General features: G+C 70.0%; 21 protein-coding genes and 3 pseudogenes. 12 read left to right on the top strand and 12 right to left on the bottom strand.

The annotated features are described in order from the left end of the window. Positions 1–19: 19 nt before the first annotated feature. Together lptG and ASD25_RS28160 are read right to left on the bottom strand one after the other, a co-directional pair. Positions 20–1,147, bottom strand: coding sequence for an LPS export ABC transporter permease LptG (gene lptG, locus ASD25_RS28155; protein ID WP_055830258.1), 1,128 nt, complete (start codon positions 1,145–1,147; stop codon positions 20–22). Next, complete coding sequence (locus ASD25_RS28160) at positions 1,144–2,277, bottom strand: LptF/LptG family permease (protein WP_055830260.1); 1,134 nt, start codon at positions 2,275–2,277, stop codon at positions 1,144–1,146. Before ASD25_RS28160 ends, lptG begins: the two co-directional genes overlap by 4 nt. Before the next feature lie 134 nt (positions 2,278–2,411). On the opposite strand from ASD25_RS28160, the gene ASD25_RS28165 reads away from it, so the two are divergent. The 5 genes from ASD25_RS28165 (at position 2,412) to ASD25_RS28185 (ending at position 5,260) form a co-directional block, all read left to right on the top strand. Continuing rightward, positions 2,412–3,887 carry a leucyl aminopeptidase gene (locus tag ASD25_RS28165; RefSeq protein ID WP_055830262.1) on the top strand — a complete coding sequence of 492 codons (1,476 nt, stop codon included), beginning with the start codon at positions 2,412–2,414 and terminating at the stop codon, positions 3,885–3,887. A 23-nt stretch (positions 3,888–3,910) separates the two neighbouring features. Continuing rightward, the gene (locus ASD25_RS28170; RefSeq protein WP_055830265.1) at positions 3,911–4,372 is read left to right on the top strand and encodes a DNA polymerase III subunit chi; all 462 of its coding nucleotides are present in this window, start codon (positions 3,911–3,913) and stop codon (positions 4,370–4,372) included. Between the two features lie 122 nt (positions 4,373–4,494). Beyond that, positions 4,495–4,683, top strand: coding sequence for an I78 family peptidase inhibitor (locus ASD25_RS33480; protein WP_055830267.1), 189 nt, complete (start codon positions 4,495–4,497; stop codon positions 4,681–4,683). Positions 4,684–4,706: 23 nt separating this feature from the next. After that, positions 4,707–4,994 (top strand): I78 family peptidase inhibitor, encoded by a 288-nt coding sequence (locus ASD25_RS28180; protein WP_055830269.1) that lies wholly within the window; start codon positions 4,707–4,709, stop codon positions 4,992–4,994. Further along, entirely contained in the window at positions 4,991–5,260 is a 270-nt protein-coding gene (locus ASD25_RS28185; RefSeq protein WP_156376963.1) for a hypothetical protein, read from the top strand. Before ASD25_RS28180 ends, ASD25_RS28185 begins: the two co-directional genes overlap by 4 nt. A 17-nt stretch (positions 5,261–5,277) precedes the next feature. Here the strand turns inward: ASD25_RS28185 and panC are convergent, their stop codons facing one another. Then, entirely contained in the window at positions 5,278–6,150 is an 873-nt protein-coding gene (gene panC / locus ASD25_RS28190; protein ID WP_055830273.1) for a pantoate--beta-alanine ligase, read from the bottom strand. A gap of 102 nt (positions 6,151–6,252) precedes the next feature. Between panC and ASD25_RS28195 the strand changes: the two genes are divergently transcribed. From ASD25_RS28195 to ASD25_RS28205, 3 genes are all read left to right on the top strand, one after another. Continuing rightward, on the top strand, positions 6,253–6,897 hold the full coding sequence (locus tag ASD25_RS28195) for an SPOR domain-containing protein (RefSeq protein ID WP_235561748.1): 645 nt from the start codon (positions 6,253–6,255) through the stop codon (positions 6,895–6,897). A gap of 115 nt (positions 6,898–7,012) precedes the next feature. Next, positions 7,013–7,852 (top strand): division plane positioning ATPase MipZ, encoded by an 840-nt coding sequence (locus tag ASD25_RS28200; RefSeq protein ID WP_055830276.1) that lies wholly within the window; start codon positions 7,013–7,015, stop codon positions 7,850–7,852. 4 nt (positions 7,853–7,856) lie between these two features. After that, the gene (locus ASD25_RS28205; protein ID WP_055830278.1) at positions 7,857–8,279 is read left to right on the top strand and encodes a molecular chaperone DnaJ; all 423 of its coding nucleotides are present in this window, start codon (positions 7,857–7,859) and stop codon (positions 8,277–8,279) included. Between the two features lie 42 nt (positions 8,280–8,321). Here the strand turns inward: ASD25_RS28205 and ASD25_RS32695 are convergent. The 3 genes and pseudogenes from ASD25_RS32695 to ASD25_RS33485 all read right to left on the bottom strand — a co-directional run. Next, positions 8,322–8,823, bottom strand: a 502-nt coding sequence (locus ASD25_RS32695) for a topoisomerase C-terminal repeat-containing protein (protein WP_304439671.1), incomplete at its 5' end; no start/stop codon positions are given. A 1-nt stretch (position 8,824) separates the two neighbouring features. After that, positions 8,825–11,103, bottom strand: a pseudogene (topA, locus tag ASD25_RS28210) (type I DNA topoisomerase); the annotation flags it as partial. A 23-nt stretch (positions 11,104–11,126) separates the two neighbouring features. Beyond that, a pseudogene (locus ASD25_RS33485) lies at positions 11,127–11,275 on the bottom strand (toprim domain-containing protein); the annotation flags it as partial. A 162-nt stretch (positions 11,276–11,437) separates the two neighbouring features. Here ASD25_RS33485 and ASD25_RS28215 point away from each other — a divergent pair. After that, positions 11,438–11,677, top strand: a complete 240-nt coding sequence (locus tag ASD25_RS28215; RefSeq protein WP_055830283.1) for a hypothetical protein — start codon at positions 11,438–11,440, stop codon at positions 11,675–11,677. On the opposite strand, the gene dprA is transcribed toward ASD25_RS28215, so the two are convergent. The 6 genes from dprA to ruvX are packed head-to-tail and all read right to left on the bottom strand — an operon-like array spanning position 11,674 to position 17,132. Continuing rightward, a complete protein-coding gene (gene dprA, locus ASD25_RS28220) occupies positions 11,674–12,768 on the bottom strand; it encodes a DNA-processing protein DprA (RefSeq protein ID WP_156376964.1) in 1,095 nt (364 codons plus the stop codon). The genes ASD25_RS28215 and dprA overlap by 4 nt on opposite strands. Next, complete coding sequence (gene plsY, locus ASD25_RS28225) at positions 12,765–13,406, bottom strand: glycerol-3-phosphate 1-O-acyltransferase PlsY (protein ID WP_055830285.1); 642 nt, start codon at positions 13,404–13,406, stop codon at positions 12,765–12,767. The genes dprA and plsY overlap by 4 nt, the downstream gene beginning before the upstream one ends. 15 nt (positions 13,407–13,421) lie before the next feature. Beyond that, on the bottom strand, positions 13,422–14,708 hold the full coding sequence (gene pyrC / locus ASD25_RS28230; RefSeq protein ID WP_055830287.1) for a dihydroorotase: 1,287 nt from the start codon (positions 14,706–14,708) through the stop codon (positions 13,422–13,424). After that, positions 14,705–15,688, bottom strand: coding sequence for an aspartate carbamoyltransferase catalytic subunit (locus ASD25_RS28235; RefSeq protein ID WP_055830289.1), 984 nt, complete (start codon positions 15,686–15,688; stop codon positions 14,705–14,707). The genes pyrC and ASD25_RS28235 overlap by 4 nt, the downstream gene beginning before the upstream one ends. Before the next feature lie 50 nt (positions 15,689–15,738). After that, positions 15,739–16,659 (bottom strand): AEC family transporter, encoded by a 921-nt coding sequence (locus tag ASD25_RS28240; RefSeq protein WP_055830291.1) that lies wholly within the window; start codon positions 16,657–16,659, stop codon positions 15,739–15,741. Beyond that, positions 16,656–17,132, bottom strand: a complete 477-nt coding sequence (gene ruvX / locus ASD25_RS28245; RefSeq protein WP_055830294.1) for a Holliday junction resolvase RuvX — start codon at positions 17,130–17,132, stop codon at positions 16,656–16,658. Before ruvX ends, ASD25_RS28240 begins: the two co-directional genes overlap by 4 nt. Before the next feature lie 73 nt (positions 17,133–17,205). Here ruvX and ASD25_RS28250 point away from each other — a divergent pair, with 73 nt between their 5' ends. The 3 genes and pseudogenes from ASD25_RS28250 to ASD25_RS28260 form a co-directional block, all read left to right on the top strand. Continuing rightward, the gene (locus ASD25_RS28250; RefSeq protein WP_055830296.1) at positions 17,206–17,733 is read left to right on the top strand and encodes a hypothetical protein; all 528 of its coding nucleotides are present in this window, start codon (positions 17,206–17,208) and stop codon (positions 17,731–17,733) included. 81 nt (positions 17,734–17,814) lie between these two features. Then, entirely contained in the window at positions 17,815–18,102 is a 288-nt protein-coding gene (gatC, locus tag ASD25_RS28255) for an Asp-tRNA(Asn)/Glu-tRNA(Gln) amidotransferase subunit GatC (RefSeq protein WP_055830298.1), read from the top strand. Position 18,103: 1 nt separating this feature from the next. Continuing rightward, a pseudogene (locus tag ASD25_RS28260) lies at positions 18,104–19,259 on the top strand (amidase family protein); the annotation flags it as partial.

A 19,259-nucleotide genomic window follows, 5' to 3' on the forward strand; every position in this document is an offset into this window, starting at 1 on the left:
GGACGGGGCGGGGGTTCGCTTAGCCGTCTTCGGTATAGAACAGCAAGGTGAAGGCGGCGAGCGCCGTCAGCAACGGCGGCAGCCAGGCCGCCAGCCACGGCGGGATGACCTCGGCCGAGCCGAAGGCCGACGCGGCCTGGTTGACGAAGAAGAAGCCGAACCCCAGCACCACGGCGGCGACGCTCATCTTCGCCAGATCGCCCAGCCGCATCAGCCTCAGCGAGAACGCCGCGGCGAGGATCGACATGGCGGCGAACATCAGGGGCGTGGCCAGCAGTTGCTGCAGGCGCAGCCGGTAGGCGGTGGACGAGAAGCCCGCGTCCTCGACGCGCGCGATCTGGGCCGGCAGGGACCAGAAGGAGGTGGACTGGGGTCGGGCGAATCGCTCGAACGCCTCGTCGTCCGCGAGGCTGGAAGGCAGGTCCAGGGTGGCGTACTGCACCGCCCGCTGGCCGATCTGGGCCCCGACCGCGTCGACCAGGCGCCACCGTCCGGCCGCCAACGTCGCCGAGGCGGCGTCGATCCGTTCCGAGAAGGTGCGCATGCCCGCGCCGTCGTTGGTGTAGATGAAGAAGCTGACGCCAAGCAGGCGGGCGTTGGCGCGATCCTGCCGGGCCGCGCGGATGACCATCTGCCGCGTATCGTCCCCCTCGCGAATCCACACGGCCTGTTCGGTCGCGCCCGCCGCCGCCGAACCCGACAGCCGGGACCGCTCGCGCTGGAACAGGCCGTCGGCGGACGCCGCCAGCGGTCCCAGGGCGGCGACGGTTGCCACGCCGAACATGAAGGCCGCGCCCGCCGCCGGCAGCACGAATCGCCAGGCGGACACGCCGGCCGCCCGCATCGCGATCAGTTCGCTGCGCCGGTTCAGGCCGACGAAGGCCGCCAGCGTCCCGAACAGGAAGACGAAGGGCAGCAACTGCAGGATCACCTGCGGGGACTTCAGCAGCATCAGCCCGAGAATGCGGACGCCCGACAGATCGACGTCGGATCCCACGCCGCGGGAAATCTCCACGAAATCGATCAGCATGATCAGGGCGCCGATCACGCCCAGCGCGATGGCCAGCGATCGCGCCTGCTGGACCAGGACGTAGCGTTCAATGCGGCCCAGACGCAGCCGCGGGACGGGCAGGGCGATCCGGCTCATGCGAACCTCGCCTTCAGCCGGTCCAGGGCGGGCCAGGCCCGGCTGCGTCGCGGCTTCAGCGCCCGGAACAGAAGTCTCAGCGAGATGGCCGTGGCCACGATCGGCAGCACATACTGGAACACGTTCAGCCAGCCGTTCCAGGCGCTGGCCGAAACGATGCCGTAGCCGGCGACGCGGACGATCAGGAACGCCGCGGCGGCCTTGGCGATTCTCAGGCTGTAGCCGGTCCGGCTGAACTGGCCGCCCATGATCGCGGTCAGGGCCATCGCCATGGCCATGAGTGCGTAGAGCGGGGCCGAAAGCCGCGAATGGCCCTCCGCGTTCAGTTCGCCGGCCGACCCCACGCTCTCGAGGTCCTGCGGCGACGGGTTGAACAGCTGCGGCAGGTACAGGTCCGACGGCTTGTAGCGAATTCGGTCCGTGACGTCGGCATAGGGTGAAAGGTCCACCACGGTGCGGCCGAACGAGATGTATTCAAGGACTCCGCGGGACGAATAACTCTGGCGCGATCCGTTCACCAGGGTCAGGAAAGGGGTTCCGTCGATCCGGCCGAACCGCGCCTCGGCCGCATCCCAGGTGGTGACCTTGTCGCCTTCGTCGACATAGACGAACAGGTTCTTGAGCAGGCCGTTCTGCTCGATCTGCTGGACATACACGGTCAGGCCGTTGGGCCCTTGGACGAAGCGCCCCTCCTCGATCAGCACGGCGGCCAGGTCGGTGCGGATGGCGAAGGCCTCGGCGCGGGCCTGACGCTGGCCCCAGGGCATGAGGACCGTGGTGATCAGCAGGGTCGCCAAGGCCGCGATGGTCGCCAGCCGGATCGCCGGCCGGATCGCTTGCCAGCGGGTCACGCCCGAGGCGAAGACGGCCGTCAGCTCCTGCTCGCGCTGCAGCCGGGTCAGGGCGATCAAGGCGCCGACGAACAGGCCGATGGGCACGATCACCGCGAGCAACTGCGGCACGGCCAGCAGGGTCAGCTTCATCATGACCCAGACGCTCTGGCCCCGTTCGACGATGACCTCGAGCTGATCCAGGCTTTGGCTGAGAATGCCGATTCCGGTCAGGGCGGCGCACGCGCCGACGACGGGACGGGCGATCTGCCGGAAAAGATAGCCTTGGATCAGGGTCATGTTCAGGAGAAATCGCCCGTTGCAGGCGGCGGCGAGGGAGAGCATCTAATACACACCCGACCGCGCCCGTGAAACCGCGCGCGCTCATCCCAATCGACACCAGACCGGGGCGTACCGCCCGGCGGGAGTAGTAAATGAAGATCGAATTCGTCGCGTCCGCGAGCGCCCCCGAGGTTCTCGCCGTCCTCGTCAATGAAGGACGCACCTTTGTCGGGACGGGCAGCCGCCTCGACGTCGCGACATCGGGCGCCCTGAACCGCGCCATGACCGCCAGCCGCTTCACCGGCGGGTCCAACAGCACCCTGATCGTGGCCGCTCCCGCGGGCGTGGATGCGGGCGCCATCGTCCTGACGGGGGCGGGCGATCCGACCAAATTCGACGACCTCGCCCTGGAGGCCGCCGCCGGCGCCGCCTATCACGCGGTCAAGCTGTCGGGCGCGACGGCGCTGACCATCGATGTGTCACACCTGTCGGCGGCCCAGGCCGCGCGCGCCGCCTTCGCAGCCCGTCTGGCCGCCTATCGCTTCCTCAAATACCGCACGACGCTGAAGCCCGAAAAGACGCCGTCGATCGAGACCATCCGCATCGTGGCCGCCGACCCCAAGGCCGCCCAGGCCGCCTGGGCGGATTTCGCCGCCGTGGCCGAGGCCGTGGAATTCTCGCGCGACCTGGTCAGCGAGCCGGCCAATGTCCTGTACCCGGAAGAGTTCGCCAAGCGGGTGAAGGGCCTCGAAAAACTGGGCCTCGAAGTCGAGATCCTGGGCGAGAAGGAGCTTGAGAAGCTCGGCTTCCGCACCCTGCTGGCCGTCGGCCAGGGCAGCGTGCGCGAAAGCAAGGTCGCCATCATGAAATGGAACGGCGGCGCGAAGGGCGACCAGCCCATCGCCTTCGTCGGCAAGGGCGTCTGCTTCGACACCGGCGGCATTTCGATCAAGCCGGCCGACGGCATGGAAGAGATGAAGTGGGACATGGGCGGCGCGGCCGCGGTGGCCGGCCTGATGCACGCGCTGGCCGGCCGCAAGGCGAAGGTCAACGTCGTCGGCGTTCTCGGGCTGGTCGAAAACATGCCCGACGGCGCGGCGCAGCGGCCGGGCGACGTGGTCATGTCGCTGTCGGGCCAGTCGGTCGAGGTCCTGAACACCGACGCCGAGGGCCGCCTCGTCCTGGCCGACTGCCTCTGGTACACCCAGGAACGTTTCAAGCCGAAATTCATGCTCGACCTGGCCACCCTCACGGGCGCCATGATCGTGGCCCTGGGGCTGGAATACGCCGGCGTCTTCTCCAACTCGGACGAACTGGCGAACAACTTCCTCGCCGCCGGTCCCAAGGTCGGCGAGAACGCCTGGCGGATGCCGATCCCGGCCGCCTACGAGCGCCACATCGACACCCCGATCGCCGATGTGAAGAACACCGGAAACGGCCGCGCGGGCGGTTCGATCACCGCCGCCCTGTTCCTGCAGCGCTTCACCAACGGCACGCCCTGGGCGCATATCGACATCGCCCCGACCGCCTGGATCAAGGACTCGAAGAACCCGACCGTGCCCGACGGCGCCGTCGGCTGGGGCGTCCGCACGCTCGACCGCATGGTGGCCGACGCCTACGAGTCCTGAGCGGGGGCGGGAGGTAGAGCCGGATGTCTGAGGCAGCACCGGAAATCTGGTTCTACCATCTCGAGCGCTCGACGCTGGACCAGGTCCTGCCCGGCCTGCTGGAGAAGACGCGCGAACGGGGCTGGAAGGCTCTGGTCCGCGCGTCTGACCCGCGCCTGCTCGACGATATCGACGAGCGGCTGTGGACGTATCGCGACGAGAGCTTCCTGGCCCACGGCCGGGCCACGGAGGCGGAGGCGCCGCGCCAGCCCATCCTGCTGACCGAAACGACCGAGAACCCGAACGCCGCTCAGGCGCTGTTCATTGTGGACGGCTCTGAATTGGGCGACACGAAAGGCTTCGACCGATGCTTCATCATCTTCGACGGACGGGACGAGGCGGCGCTGACCGGCGCACGGGTCCGCTGGAAGGCGCTGAAGGATCAGGGGGGCAACCTGGCCTACTGGAAACAGTCGCCCGAAGGCCGCTGGGAAAAGGCGGCCTGATCGCCCTCGCGGCCCTGGCCGCCTGTTCGACGCCCGCCTCTGACGCCGCGGCGCCGCGCACCGTCGAAGAGGCGCAGCTGAGCCAGCCTGTCGGTTCCCGGCCCACCTATCCGACCGTCGACATGTGCCGCGCCGGCGAGCTGCAATGGCTGGTCGGGAAACGGAAGACCGAAATCCCCGTTCCCGTCGACGTCGTGAACCGCCGGGTCGCCTGCACGACCTGCCCGGTGACCGAGGACTATTCGCCTCAACGCCTGAACATCTTCTTCAACGAGCAGACGCAGATCGTCGAACAGGTTCGTTGCGGCTGAGGCCATCAAGGGAGACGACGCCGATGAAGACCCTGTTTATCAGCCTCGCCGCCGGCCTGCTGGCCGCCGCCTGTGCGCCGATGGAAGAGGGCGGCGCGACCGCGCCCTCCGACGGCCCGAGCACGTGCCGGGCCGACCAGTACCAGCGCTACCTCGGCCGCAGCCGCACCGAACTGCCGCCCAGACCGGCCAACGAGACCTGGCGCGTCACCTGCACCACCTGTCCGGTGACGATGGACTACAACCCGGGCCGACTGAACATCCTCTATGAAGAGCGGACCGGGATCATCCGCGAGGTCAAATGCGGATGAGGGGCGCGATTGTCGCCGCCGCCATGACGCTGGCCTCATGCGCCCCGGTCGAAACGCCGGGCGCGACGCCTGGTCCTGAACGATGCGACGCCGTGGCGTCGCGGTCGCTGGTTGGCTCCCATGTCGGAGCGGTGGATTTCCCGGCCGGGGCCAACGTCCGCATCGTCTGCACGACCTGCCCGACGACGAAGGACCTGCGTCCCGATCGGCTCAATATCCGCTTCAATCAGGCGACGGGGATCATCGAACGCGTCGACTGCGGCTGATCCGGCCCGACCGGGCGTCAGGTCGGCGGCGAAACCGCCATGTTGTCGATCAGCCGCGTCCGGCCCAGCCAGGCGGCCGCCAGAATGCGGGCCGGCGCATCCACCACGCCGTCGCGGAAGGGCGCCAGATCGTCGGCGCGCCGGACGGCGACGTAGTCGATCCGCTCGAACCCCGCCTTCAGCAGGGCCGCGTGGGCGTCGCGTTCGATCGCCGCCAGCGGACGTCGCGCCGTCGCCTGCGCCCCGGCCTCGGCCAGCACGCCGTTCAGCCGCCGCGCGGTCTCCAGTTCGGCTTCGCCGAGGTAGGCGTTGCGCGACGACAGGGCCAGGCCGTAGCCGTCGCGCTCGGTGGGAGAACCGACGATCTCGGTCGGGATGTCGAGGTCGCGGGCCATCCGGCGAACCACCATCAACTGTTGATAGTCCTTCTCGCCGAACACGGCGACGTTCGCCTGGACCTGGTTCAGAAGCTTGGCCACCACCACGGCCACGCCGCCGAAGAAGTGCGGACGGAAGTCGGTCTCAAGCCCCGCCGACGGCCCGCCGACGCTGACGGCGGTGACGAACCCCTCGGGGTACATTTCCTCGACCGTGGGCGCGAACAACAGATGACAACCCGCGCCGGCCAGCATCTCCGCATCCTGCGCCTCCCGCCGGGGGTATGACCCCAGGTCCTCGTGCGCGGCGAACTGGGTGGGATTGACGAAGACGCTGGCGACCACGCGGTCCGTCCGACGGCCGGCCTCTCGGACCAGGGTCAAGTGACCTTCGTGCAACGCGCCCATGGTCGGAACGAAGCCGACGGTGAACCCATGGCGTTTCCACGCGCTGACCTGTTCACGCAGCGCGGCGACCGTGCGGACGACGGGAAGGGAATCGGGCTCGGTCATGATGAACGGATTAACCCTTCGCCTTAAGCGTGCTTGTGAACCGTGCGGCAAAGGCCGCCGTGCGAGGGTTGGCTTATGACGCCGAGCCTCCTGATCCGTCCAGTGCTTGTCCTTCTCGCCACCATGGGCCTGAGCGCCTGCGGCATGGTCGAGAGTGATCCGAATCGTTTCGAGACCCTTGCGGAATCCGTGGCGGCGATCCCGCTGGATGGTCAGCGCCAGCCTGGGCCCGCGCCCGCAATTCACCGCGCCTCCGCCGAACCCGCCCTGCGTCCCGCGATCCGGGTCGAGGTGCTGGATCCCCATGCCCTCTGGGACGCTCGCGACGCCGACATGAACGGCATGGTCGAACGCGCCGCCCCGCGCCTTGTGGCGGCCGCCGCGCCGGCGATGGCCGACGCCGTGGCGCAACAGGTGTCGACCCGGATCGACGCCGCCGCCGTCAGCGCCGGGCTTCGGCCCGCCATCAAGGACCGGCCGGCAGCGACGACAGCCGCGCCCGCCGCCGGCCGTGGCCTGGTGCAGCTGGGCGCCTATTCCAGCGAAGCCTCGGCCCGCGCCGCCTGGGCCCGCCTCAAGAGCGGCGGGGCCGCCTGGGCCCTCGATGGCCTGTCGCCGGTCTATGAAGCCGTCGACGTCGGCGGTCGCCGCCTGACCCGGCTCAAGGTCCGCGCTCCGGCCGCGGGCGCCGCCGCCGTCTGCGCCGCGGCGGGAGTCGATGATCCCTGGTGCCGCCGCACGGCCTGAGCCGCGCATCCACAGCCCTGCCGTTCCGCTGCGTTGACGCCGGGCCCCGCGGCCGCGATTCTGCCTGTCCTGGCCGCGCGTCTGAGTCGGCGGCCCCACACAGGTATGAGTCCCCATGGCTGACCCCACGGTCATCGTCGTCGGCAACGAGAAGGGCGGGGCGGGCAAGTCCACGCTCGCCATCCACATCGTCACCGCCCTGCTGCACGCGGGCAAGCGCGTGGCCATCATCGATCTCGACCTGCGCCAGCGGTCGATGGCCAAATTCTTCGCCAATCGCGCCGCCTGGATGGCGGGCAACAGCCAGACCCTCCCGATGCCGATCGAGCCCGACATGGGCGACGGCAAGGCCCTGGCCCGGGCTGGCGAGGGTGAGCAACTGGCCCGGTTCGAGGCGGCCTTCGCCGAGGCGCGCGCCTCGGCCGAGGTCATCCTGATCGACACCCCGGGCGGGGACACCCTGCTGTCGCGCACGGCCCACGGCCTCGCCGACCAGATCGTCACCCCGATGAACGACAGTTTCGTCGACTTCGACCTGCTGGGTTCGGTGGATCCCGTCACCCTCGACCTGCTCAAGCCCTCGATCTATTCCGAAAGCGTCTGGGAGGCCCGCAAACAGCGCGCCATCACCCAGGGCCGTCATGCCCAGATCGACTGGATCGTGGTCACCAACCGCCTCGCCGTCGCCGCCGCCCGCAACCGCCAGCGGCTGGAAGAGCGGATGGAGAAGCTGGCCCGCCGCGTCGGCTTCCGCATGGGGCCGGGCCTGCGCGACCGCGTCATCTATCGCGAACTGTTCCCGTTCGGCCTGACCGTGGCCGACCTGTCCAACGACGTCCGGCCCGTGGCGGTGTCCCTGGCCCACGTCGCCGCCCGCCAGGAGATGCGCAATCTGATGCAGGCCTTGGGTCTGGACAGCGGCGCCCTGGACGCCCCGCTCGACGCGGCGGCATGACGTCTTGAGCCTCATCTGGCTGGTCCTGGCCGCCATCGCCGTCTGGGCCCTGGTCCGGCTGGGACGCCAGAGCGAGGGCCCCCGCCGGGGTCAGTGGCGCGTCGCCGCCACCCTGTTCAGCGCGGTCATGCTGGGGGGCGGGGTGTTGCTGGCCTTCCGCGGAGCCTGGCTGCCCGCCGTGGGCCTGATCGGCGCGGGCCTGTGGCTGACGGTGGCGTCGCGTCAGCGGGTCGTCGGGGCGCGTCGGACCGAGACCCTGTCCGATTCCGAAGCCCGGTCGATCCTCGGCGTAGCCGTTGACGCCTCGCCCGAAGCCGTCAACGCGGCCTGGCGCCGCCTGATGGGCCGCGCCCACCCGGACCAGGGTGGCACCGAAGGCCTCGCCGCCCGCCTGAACGCGGCGAGGGACAGGTTGCTGAAACGGTGACGGCATTCTCCCTCCCCCGAAGTGGGGAGGGAGAAAGTGTGGTCAGGCCGCCGGCTTGGCGGTCTTCCTGGCCGCAGGCTTTTTCGCCGCAGCCTTCTTGGCGGCCGGTTTCTTGGCCGCGGCCGCCGGCTTCTTCACCGCCGCCTTCTTGGCCGCCGGCGCCTTCTTCCCCTTCGCCGGGGCCGCCAGCGCCCGCGCCGCCAGCAGCGGCAGGGCCTGTTCCAGCGTCAGATCCTCCGGCGCCGTGCCCTTGGGCAGGGTGGCGTTGATCTTGCCCGACTTCACATAGGGGCCGAACCGCCCGGCCATGACGTGGATCGGCTCGCCCGTCTCCGGGTGCGCCCCCAGGTCCTTCAGCGGCGCCGCGGCCCCGCCGCGCCCCGCGAACTTGCCGGCCCGCTTCTCGGCCAGCAGCACGACCGCGCGGTTCAGCCCGACCTCGAACACCTCGTCGATGTCGGCGACATTGGCGTAGGTCCCGGCGTGCAGCACGAACGGACCGTAGCGTCCCAGACCCGCCGTGATCGGCTTGCCGTCCTCGGGGNTTCTCGGCCAGCAGCACGACCGCGCGGTTCAGCCCGACCTCGAACACCTCGTCGATGTCGGCGACATTGGCGTAGGTCCCGGCGTGCAGCACGAACGGGCCATAGCGGCCGAGGCCGGCCGTGATCGGCTTGCCGTCCTCCGGATGCATCCCGACCTCGCGCGGCAGGGCCAGCAGGCGCAGCGCCTGATCCAGCGTCAGCGACGCGGGCGACCAGCCCTTGGGCAGGGACGAGCGTTTCGGCTTCTCCTCGCCCGGCGGCGTCGTTTCCACATACGGCCCGAAGCGGCCGATCTTCAGCGCTACGGGCTGGCCCGTGGCCGGATCGACGCCCAGATCCCGGTCGCCGCCGTCCTCGACCTCGCTGGCCGCGCCGAACCCGCGCGTGTAGCGGCATTCCGGATAGTTGGAGCAGCCGATGAAGGACGACCGCATCTTGAAGCTGGCCTTCAGATGCAGCCGGCCGCTCTTGCACAGGGGGCATAGCCGCGGGTCGGTTCCGTCGCCCTTGTCCGGGAACAGGAAGGGGCCGATCGCCGTGTCCAGCTCGTCGATCACGCCCTGACGGGCGGTGACGGCCTCGGTCGCGGGCTTCAGCTGCTGCCAGAACTCGCGCAGCACCACCTTCCAGTCCAGCTCGCCGGCCGAGACCTCGTCCAGCCGGGTCTCGAGCGCGGCGGTGAAATCGTATTCGACCCACCGGGTGAAGAACTGTTCGAGGAAGGCCGTGACCAGCCGTCCGTTGTCCTCCGGGATGAACCGGTTCTTGTCCATGCGGACGTATTCGCGGTCGCGCAGGGTCGTCAGGATCGAGGCGTAGGTCGACGGCCGGCCGATGCCCAGCTCTTCCAGCTTCTTGACCAGGGTCGCTTCCGAGAAGCGCGGGGGCGGCTCGGTGAAATGCTGGTCGGTGCGCACCGCCTCGACCCTGGCGATCGCGCCTTCCTTCAGCGCGGGCAGGCGGGTCGTGTCGTCCTCGTCGTCGCCGCCGTCCTTGGGCTTATCGTCGCGGCCTTCCTCGTAAACGGCCATGAAGCCGTCGAAGGCCACGACCTGACCCGTGGCGCGCAACCCGGTCTGGCCGGTCGGCTCCTCGATCTCGACCGTCGTCCGGTCCAGACGCGCCGACTCCATCTGGCTGGCGATGGTCCGCTTCCAGATCAGCTCGTACAGCTTCTGCAGGTCGCCATCGAGACGCAGGGTCTCCGGCGCCCGGGTCATGTTGGTCGGACGAATGGCTTCGTGCGCTTCCTGGGCGTTCTTGGCTTTCGTCTTGTAATAGCGGGGCTGTTCCGGGACGTAGGCCGGACCAAAGCGGTCGCCGATGACCTCGCGCGCCTGGGCGATCCCCTCCGGGCTGACCGACAGACCGTCGGTCCGCATATAGGTGATCAGACCGCCCTGGTCGTCGACGCCCTCATACAGTTTCTGCGCCGCCTGCATGGTGCGTTGCGCCGTGAAGCCCAGCTTGCGCGAGGCCTCCTGCTGCAGGGTCGAGGTCATGAAGGGCGGGGCCGGCGCACGCTTGACCGGCTTCTTCTCCACCGAGCTGATGGTGAAGGTCCCGGCCTTGATGGCGTCGCGCGCCGCGGCCGCCATGGCTTCCGAGGTGATGTCCAGCCGCTGCACCCGCTTGCCGGCATGCTTGACCAGACGCGTGGTGAAGGGCGGGCTGTCGGCGGCCAGGTCGGCCTCGACGGACCAGTATTCCTGCGCCTTGAACGCCTCGATCTCGAGCTCGCGATCGACGACGATGCGCAGGGCGACCGACTGCACCCGCCCGGCCGAGCGCGCGCCCGGCAGCTTGCGCCACAGCACCGGCGACAGGGTGAAACCCACCAGATAGTCCAGCGCCCGGCGGGCCAGGTAGGCCTCGACCAGCTCCATGTCGATCTGGCGCGGATTGGCCATCGCCTCGAGCACGGCGCTCTTGGTGATGGCGTTGAAGGTGACCCGCTCGACGTGCGTGTCCTTCAGCACCTTCTTCTTGGTCAGGATCTCCAGCACGTGCCAGCTGATGGCCTCGCCCTCGCGGTCGGGGTCGGTCGCCAGGATGACGCGGTCGGAGCGTTTGGCGACCTCGGCGATCTCGCTCAGCCGCTTGGAAGCCTTGGCGTCGACCTCCCACGACATGGCGAAATCGTCGTCAGGCAGCACCGACCCGTCCTTGGACGGCAGGTCGCGGACGTGCCCGTAGGACGCCAGGACGGTGAAGTCCGGGCCCAGATATTTGTTGATGGTCTTGGCCTTTGCGGGGCTCTCGACGACGACGAGGTTCATGCGGGGAGGGGGCCTTGAAACGNATGGCGAAATCGTCGTCAGGCAGCACCGACCCGTCCTTGGACGGCAGGTCGCGGACGTGCCCGTAGGACGCCAGGACGGTGAAGTCCGGGCCCAGATATTTGTTGATGGTCTTGGCCTTTGCGGGGCTCTCGACGACGACGAGGTTCATGCGGGGAGGGGGCCTTGGAAGGGCGCGGAAAGGGGGCGGAACGTGGTTGGCGCGAGGCCCGCTGTCAATCGGCGCTGGCAAGGCACAACCTTAAATAGGATATGATATCTTGCATAACACGGTGTGGTTGTGTCTATTCCGGACCCGGAGCAGGAGTCAGAAATGTCCGACCAGAGTTTATCTCCAGCCGCCGCCGCCACGCCGCCGCGCGCCATCGAGCCGCAGGGGGTCGTAGCCTGCGCCGGGCCGGTGAGGGAGTATGTCGGCGATCTCGCCGCCGAACTCGCGCAGATGGCTCGCGGCGTCGGCGACGATGCCCTCGCCACGGCGCTGGAGGCGGCGGCGAACCTGGCCGTGCGGCCGATGTCCCGATCAATCGCCCTGGCCCGGCGCCGTCCCTAGCTGGACGCCAGGCCGCCCGGAAGCAAGGTCGCGCGTCCCGCCAGGCTGAGTTCCAGCAGGGCCGCCGCCACGGCGCCGATCGGGGCGGCGGCCGCCCGGGCCAGTTCGTCCCGCGGCGTCGGCGTGGGCGACAGCAGGGCGGCGACCCGCTCGATCAGCGCCGCGTCCGCCTCGTCGGCGGCCCCGCTGAAGGGATTACCGGCCTCAGGTTCACGCAGGGTGCGCAGGGTCGAGAAGGCGCGCTCCACGTCTTCCAGTCCCTCGCACAGGATCGCCCCCTGCCGCAGCAGTTCGTTGGGGCCGCGCGACCGGGGGTCCAGCGGCGATCCCGGCACGGCGAAGACGTCGCGGCCCTGCTCCCCCGCCAGCCGGGCGGTGATCAGCGAACCGGACCTTAGCTCGGCCTCGACCACGATCACCCCGCGCGACAGGCCGGAGATGATGCGGTTGCGGCGCGGAAAGTCCTTCGCCTGGGCCTTCGCGCCGACCGGGCTTTCCGAGACGATGCAGCCCTGTTCGGCGATCTGGCGGTAGAGGTCGGCGTTGTCGGGCGGATAGACGTCGTCCACGCCGCCTCCGAGCACGGCCACCGTGCCCGTGGGCAGGGCGCCGGCATGGGCCGCGCCGTCGATGCCGCGCGCCAGTCCCGAGACGACCACATGGCCGGCCTCGCCGAGTTGCTGGGCCAGGCCGCGGGCGATCCGCTGGCCGCCGGCCGAGGCGATGCGCGCGCCGACGATCGCGATGCAGGGGCGGGACATCAGATCGGCCTCGCCGAGGGTCCACAGCACCGGCGGCGGGGGATCGCAGGCCGCCAGGGGTTCAGGGTAGCCGGCGTCCCCCAGCACGATCAGCCGGGCCCCGATCCGGCCGCCCGCCGCGCATTCCGCCTCGATCTGCTCCACGGACGGCGGACCGTCGCCGCGGCCGCCGGCGCGGCGGACCAGTTCGGGCAGGGCGTCCAGCGCGCGTTCCGCCGTGCCGTACCGGTCCAGAAGCTGGCGGAAGGTGACGGGCCCGACCCGGTCGGTGCGCGCCAGCCTCAGCCGCGCGAATCGCTCCGCCTCCGACAGGGGCGGCGAGGGGTTCACCCCTTTTTGGCGCCGATGCGGGGTTCCGTCCCCCTCAGCAGCCGGGCGATGTTCTCGTGGTGCCGGATCCAGATGAGCAGGGCGGTGAACAGCGCCAGCGCTGCGACCGGCGCCGGGGTGGGCCGGCCGAGCGTGGCCAGCGGCAGTATGGCGTAGACGGGCGCGGCGGCCGCGGCGAGCAGGGCCGCCAGCGACGACATCCGGAACAGCGCCGCGACCAGCAGCCACGTCGCTCCCGCCAGCAGGCCCAGCGGCCAGGCGGCGGCCAGCAACAGACCGAAGAAGGTCGCGACCCCCTTGCCGCCCCTGAAGCCCAGCCAGACGGGGAAGAGATGGCCAAGGAAGGCCGCGCCGCCGGCGATGGCCGCCAACGCCGGTACGCCCGGGAACAACGCTTGGGCGATCAGATAGGCGGCGGCGCCCTTGCCGGCGTCCAGGATCAGGGTGGCGAAGGCCAGATCCTTGCGTCCGGTCCGCAGCACATTGGTCGCGCCGATATTGCCGGAGCCGATGCTGCGCACGTCCTCGCCCGTCACCAGGCGGGTCAGGATCACCCCGAACGGAATGGAGCCCAGCAGATAGCCGCCGACCGCCACGAGGGCGACCGTCCCGAGAGCGGGTCCGACCAGATCCTGCAAGTGATTCGCTCCCTCTTAGCGCGCGTTGTGAACGATGCGGCCCGCGACGACGGTAATCAACACCCGCCCCTGCAGACGGCGCCCGTCAAACGGAGAGTTCTTCGATTTCGACTTCAGGGCGTCGGCGTCGACGACGACCGGCGCGCCGGGGTCGAACAGGATCAGGTCGGCGGGGGCTCCGGCCCTCAACACCCCGGCCTCCAGCCCCAGCAGGGTCGCCGGGCCGTGGGTCAGCGGCCGCAGGATGTCGAGCAGATCCAGCCCGTCCGCGTGGTGCAGCGACAGGGCCGCCGGCAGCAGCGTCTCCAGCCCGACCGCGCCCGGCGTCGCCTCGGCGAACGGCCGGCGCTTGTCCTCGGCGGGGGCTGGGGCGTGGGCGCTGGTTATGGCGTCGATCAGGCCGTCGCGCACCGCCTCGATCAGCGCCTGCCGGTCACCCTCCGGGCGCAGCGGCGGGTCCAGCCGGTAGAAGGTGCGATAGTCGCCGATGTCGATCTCGTTGAAGCACAGGTGGTTGATCGACACCGAGGCGGCGACCTCCAGCCCCTTCGCCCGGGCCCGCGCCAGGGTCTCCAGCGCGTCCGCGGTCGAGATCTGGTCGACCAGGAAGCGCGCGCCGGTCTGTTCGACCAGCGCCAGGTCGCGTTCCAGCTGGATGCGTTCGGCGAGCGCCGGGGCCGAGGCCAGCCCCAGCCGCGTGGCCAGTTCGCCCGAGGTGGCCACCGCGCCCTCGCTCAGCCACGGATCGGCCGGACGGCACGAGATCAGGGCGTTGAAGGCGGCGGCGTAGCTCATCACCCGCTGCAGGGTGCGGGTGTTGGCGATGACCCGGTCGACGTCGGTGAAATACAGGGCGCCCGCCTCGTCCATCAGGCCGATCTCGGCCATGCGAACGCCGTCGCGGCCCTTGGTCGCCGCCCCGGCCGCGCGCACATTGACCAGCCCCAGGGCCGCCCCGCGCCGCAGGATGAAGTCGATCATCGCCGGATCGTCGATGGCCGGATCGGTGTCAGGCTGGATGACGATGGTGGTGACCCCGCCCGCCGCCGCCGACAGGCTGGCTGACTTCAGCGTCTCCTTGGGCTCCGCCCCCGGCTCGCCGGTCTTGACCCGGATGTCGATCAGGCCCGGCGACAGGCACAGCCCCCCCGCGTCCAGCACCGTCACGCCATCCGGCGCGACCGCGCCGGCGCCGTGGATCACCTCCGTGATGCGGCCGTCCTCGACCAGCACCGCGCCGGGACCGTCATACTCGGTCGCCGGGTCCAGCAGCCGGGCGTTGAGGATGGCGACAGCCGTCATGCCGCCGCTCCATCCAGCCGCGCCGACAATGCCGCCAGCACCGCCATGCGCGCCGCGACGCCCATCTCGACCTGGTCCTGGATCAGCGACACCGTCAGGTCGTCGGCCACGTCGGAATCGATCTCCACGCCGCGGTTCATCGGCCCCGGATGCATCACCTTCGCGCCCGCGTTGGCCCAGGACAGTTTCTCGCGGTCCAGACCCCAGAAGCGGAAGTATTCGCGCGTCGAGGGCACCAGCGCCCCCTCCATCCGCTCAAGCTGCAGCCGCAGCATCATCACCACGTCGCAGCCCTTCAGCCCCTCGCGCATGTCGTGGAAGACCTCGCAGCCCCAGCGGTCGGCGTCGCCGGGCACCAGGGTCGGCGGCCCGATCAGCCGCACCCGCGCGCCCATCATCGACAGCATCGAGACATTGGATCGCGCCACGCGGCTGTGGGCGATGTCGCCGCAGATGGCGACGGTCAGCCCGCCGACGTCGCCGAAGGCGCGGCGCAGGCTCAAAAGGTCCAGCAGGGCCTGGGTCGGATGCTCGTGCCGCCCGTCGCCGGCGTTGACCACGGCGCAGCCGACCTTCTGCGACAGCAGGGCCGCCGCGCCCGAAGCGCCGTGGCGCACCACCAGCACGTCCGGTTTCATCGCGTTCAGCGTCGCCGCCGTATCGATCAGGGTCTCGCCCTTGGCGGTCGAGGAGGTGCGGGGGCTCAGGGCGGTCACATCGGCGCCCAGCCGCTTGGCCGCGATCTCGAACGAGGCGCTGGTGCGGGTCGAATTCTCGAAGAACAGGTTCATGACCGTGCGCCCGCGCATCAGGTCCAGCGACTTCGAAGACTGGCGGTTGAAGTCGACGAAGGCGTCGGCCAGGTCCAGCAGCGGCGGGGTGGTGGCGGCGTTCAGGTCGCCGGCCGACAGGAAATGGCTGCGCGGGAACGGCGCCAGCCGCTCGAGAATCAGATCGGTGAGGGCGGCGGGCTGGCTCATCGAGGCCCGGCTATAGGGCCGTCTCCGTCGGAACGGAAGCCGCTCCGTGGTCAGATATAGCCGAACAGCGCCAGCAGGATCGGAATGGTGAAGGCGCTGACCACCGTGGTCAGGGCCACGACCCCCGCCATCAGGGGCGCGTCGCCGCCCATCTGCCGCGCCATGACATAGGAGGCCGCCGCGCCCGGCGAGGCGCCGGCCAGCAGCGCCAGTCCCTGCGCCATGCGGTCTCCGCCCAGCACGCCGGTCAGCCAGTACATGCCCAGCGGCAGGACGATCAGCTTGATCGCCGTCACCGTCAACATCAGCACCGGCCGCGACGCCGCGTAGCGGAAGCTCAGCCCGGCCCCGGCCGTCATCAGGCCCAGGGCGATGGCGCCGGGGCCCATCAGGTCGAACCCGGCCATCAGCAGATCGGGTTTTGGAACGCCCGCCAGATTCAGCGCCGCCCCGATTCCGCAGGCCCAGATGATCGGGTTTCTTGCCAGCGACGACAGCGCCAGCCGCCAGCCGCCGCCCTGACCCGCGCCCCATCGCGCCAGCACCAGCACGCAGACCACGTTCAGCGCCGGGGCCAGCACCCCGAAGGCCACCGCCGCCACGCCGAGCCCCGGTTCTCCGAACACCGCGCCCGCCACCGGCAGGAAGACGAAGCCGTTCCAGCGGATGACGCCCTGGAACACGCTGGTGAAGGCCGGGTCGCTGATCCGCATCAACGGCTTGGCCAGAACCGTCAGCAGGGCGACGGTCAGGGCGACGGCGACCGTGGCCGTCGCCACGGGCCCCGCCGCGCCGCCTGCGAAATCGGCGCGCCACACGGCCGGGATCAGGAAGGCCGGATAGAAGACGAAATAGGTCAGCCGCTCGACCGCCCGCCAGCCGTCATCGGTCAGGAAGTCGCGCTTCTTCAGCCCCCAGCCGAGGGCGATCATGGCGAAGACGGGAACGATCCCGGTCAGCAAGGCGCTCATCGCCCGGCCTGGTCCCTCAACCGGTCCAGCGCGCCCTGCAATATCCAGGCGGCGGCGGTGCGGTCGACCACGTCGGCGCGCCGCTTGCGGGTCAGGTCCAGCTCCCCGATCAGGAACCGCTCGACCGCGCTGGTCGACAGCCGCTCGTCCTGGAAGGCGCAGGGCACGGCGCGGATGCGCTGCAGGTTGCGGGCGAAGGCCCGGCACGACTGCGCCCTTGGCCCCTCGCTGCCGTCCATGTTCAGCGGCAGGCCGATGACCAGGGCCGAGGCCTTGCGCCCGTCCATCAGCTTCAGCACCGCATGGGCGTCGTCGGTGAATTTCGTCTTTCGGATCAGCGACAGCGGGCTGGCGATCATGCGGGTGACGTCGGACGCGGCGACGCCGATGGTCTTCTCGCCGAGGTCCAGCCCCAGCCACGGCGTGCCGGGCGGAGTCGAGGCGGCGAGGTCTTTCAGCGATAGAACGGTCACGGTCTGGCGGTAGGACTGGCGAGCCGCCCTGTCAAAGTGCAAGGTGGAGCTGTCGTTGATGGGGGAACATCCGATGAAGCCAGTCACCTTCCTTGTCGCCGTCCTGGGGCTCGCGGCCTGCGACGCCCAGGTCGAGACCCGCAAGGCCGAGGTTCCGCCCGCCGAACAGGCCGCCGCCACGGCGCCCGCTGCCGCGCCCCTGACCGCCTCGGGCCCCGCCGCCACGCTGCAGCCCGACGCCGCGCCGGACGTGCAGACGGCCGCCTCGGTGGTCAGTCTCGACGCGCTGAAGAACCAAGGCTCCCTGACAGCCAAGCTGTTCGGCACGGCCGGCGGCGATCCGGCCATGAACGGCCTCTACACCTACCTCGCCTTCTTCCACGATCCGGCGGAGGGCTGGCGCGTGTTCCGTCTCGGCGACGTCCTCGGCTACCGCGTCCTGTCGGAAGCGCCGGGACGGGTTGATCTGGAGATCCGGGAAAGTACGATGGACGAGGCCGCGGGTGCGATTGGCGAGCGCACCCGCCACGTCATCGTCGGCTGGGCCGTCGCGGCCGACGGTTCGGTCCCGCCCACGGTGACGGTCGCGCCGGCGAGATAGCGGCCACGCCGTCAGAATCCTTGTGAAACCGGGGCCGGGCGGCTAATCCCGCCCGTTCTGGTTTCGCAATTGGAGGGCCGCATGGCCATCGACGCCGCGACCGTGCGCCGCGTGGCGCACCTCGCCCGCATCAAGACCCCGGAAGACCGGCTCGAACCGCTCGCCGCGGAGCTGAACGGCATCCTCGCCTGGATCGAACAGCTCAACGAGGTCGACGTCACGGGCGTCGAGCCCATGACCTCCAATGTGGCCCAGCCCCTGCGCCTGCGCGACGACGTCGTCACCGACGGCGGCAAGGTCGCCGACGTGCTCGGAAATGCGCCGCGGTCCGCCGACGGCTTCTTCGTCGTGCCCAAGGTGGTCGAATAGAATGTCCGACCTGACCAGACTGACCCTCAAGGCCGCCCTCGACGGCCTGAAGGCGAAAACCTTCTCGTCCGAGGAGATCACCAAGGCCTTCGTCGCCAACATCGACGCCGCCAACCCGCGCCTGAACGCCTATGTCGTCCAGACCACGGACAAGGCGCTGGCCATGGCCCGCGCCTGCGACGCCCGGCTGGCGAAGGGGGAGGGCGGCGCCCTCGAAGGCGCGCCTCTGGGCATCAAGGACCTGTTCTGCACCGACGGCGTCCAGACCACAGCTGGCTCCAACATGCTGCGCGGCTTCGTCCCGCCCTATGAGTCGACCGTCACCGCCAACCTGTGGCGCGACGGCGCGGTCATGCTGGGCAAGCTCAACATGGACGAGTTCGCCATGGGCTCGTCCAACGAGACCAGCGCCTTCGGCCCTGTCGTGAACCCATGGAAGTCAACGGCTTCCAACGCAGACTTGACTCCCGGTGGCAGCTCCGGCGGCTCGGCTTCGGCCGTCGCCGGCGACCTGTGCCTCGCCGCCACCGCCTCGGACACCGGCGGTTCGATCCGCCAGCCCGCCGCCTTCACCGGCACGGTGGGCATCAAGCCCACCTACGGCCGCGCCAGCCGCTTCGGCATGGTCGCCTTCGCCAGTTCGCTGGATCAGGCCGGCCCGATCACGAAGACGGTCGAGGACGCCGCCATCCTGCTGCGGTCCATGTGCTCGTTCGACGTCAAGGACTCGACCAGCCTCGACGTCGAGACCCCCGACTGGACCCAATCCCTGAACAAGGGCGTCAAGGGCCTGCGCATCGGCGTGCCGAAGGAATACGTCGTCGACGGCATGCCCGCCGAGATCCAGCAGCTGTGGGACCGGGGCGTCGAATGGCTCAAGGCCGGCGGCGCCGAGATCGTCGAGATCAGCCTGCCGCACACCAAATACGCCCTGCCGGCCTATTACATCATCGCCCCGGCTGAAGCCTCGTCCAACCTGGCCCGCTACGACGGCATGCGCTTCGGCCACCGCGCCGAGGGGACCACCTCCCTGACCGACCTCTACGAGACCAGCCGCGCCGAGGGCTTCGGCAAGGAGGTCCAGCGCCGCCTGACCATCGGGCCTATGTCCTGTCGGCCGGATTCTATGACGCCTATTATGTCCGCGCCCTCAAGGT

The organism is Brevundimonas sp. Root1423, from assembly GCF_001426805.1.

Coding starts and splice junctions, on each gene's coding strand:
- ASD25_RS28250 (WP_055830296.1), top strand. CDS start 17,206: ATGAAGCCAGTCACCTTCCTTGTCGCCGTCCTGGGGCTCGCGGCCTGC.
- gatC (WP_055830298.1), top strand. CDS start 17,815: ATGGCCATCGACGCCGCGACCGTGCGCCGCGTGGCGCACCTCGCCCGC.
- ASD25_RS28235 (WP_055830289.1), bottom strand. CDS start 15,688: ATGAGCCAGCCCGCCGCCCTCACCGATCTGATTCTCGAGCGGCTGGCG.
- ASD25_RS28215 (WP_055830283.1), top strand. CDS start 11,438: ATGTCCGACCAGAGTTTATCTCCAGCCGCCGCCGCCACGCCGCCGCGC.
- ASD25_RS28240 (WP_055830291.1), bottom strand. CDS start 16,659: ATGAGCGCCTTGCTGACCGGGATCGTTCCCGTCTTCGCCATGATCGCC.
- ASD25_RS28170 (WP_055830265.1), top strand. CDS start 3,911: ATGTCTGAGGCAGCACCGGAAATCTGGTTCTACCATCTCGAGCGCTCG.
- ASD25_RS28180 (WP_055830269.1), top strand. CDS start 4,707: ATGAAGACCCTGTTTATCAGCCTCGCCGCCGGCCTGCTGGCCGCCGCC.
- lptG (WP_055830258.1), bottom strand. CDS start 1,147: ATGAGCCGGATCGCCCTGCCCGTCCCGCGGCTGCGTCTGGGCCGCATT.
- ASD25_RS33480 (WP_055830267.1), top strand. CDS start 4,495: ATGTGCCGCGCCGGCGAGCTGCAATGGCTGGTCGGGAAACGGAAGACC.
- pyrC (WP_055830287.1), bottom strand. CDS start 14,708: ATGACGGCTGTCGCCATCCTCAACGCCCGGCTGCTGGACCCGGCGACC.
- ASD25_RS28185 (WP_156376963.1), top strand. CDS start 4,991: ATGAGGGGCGCGATTGTCGCCGCCGCCATGACGCTGGCCTCATGCGCC.
- ASD25_RS28165 (WP_055830262.1), top strand. CDS start 2,412: ATGAAGATCGAATTCGTCGCGTCCGCGAGCGCCCCCGAGGTTCTCGCC.
- ASD25_RS28160 (WP_055830260.1), bottom strand. CDS start 2,277: ATGACCCTGATCCAAGGCTATCTTTTCCGGCAGATCGCCCGTCCCGTC.
- ASD25_RS28200 (WP_055830276.1), top strand. CDS start 7,013: ATGGCTGACCCCACGGTCATCGTCGTCGGCAACGAGAAGGGCGGGGCG.
- panC (WP_055830273.1), bottom strand. CDS start 6,150: ATGACCGAGCCCGATTCCCTTCCCGTCGTCCGCACGGTCGCCGCGCTG.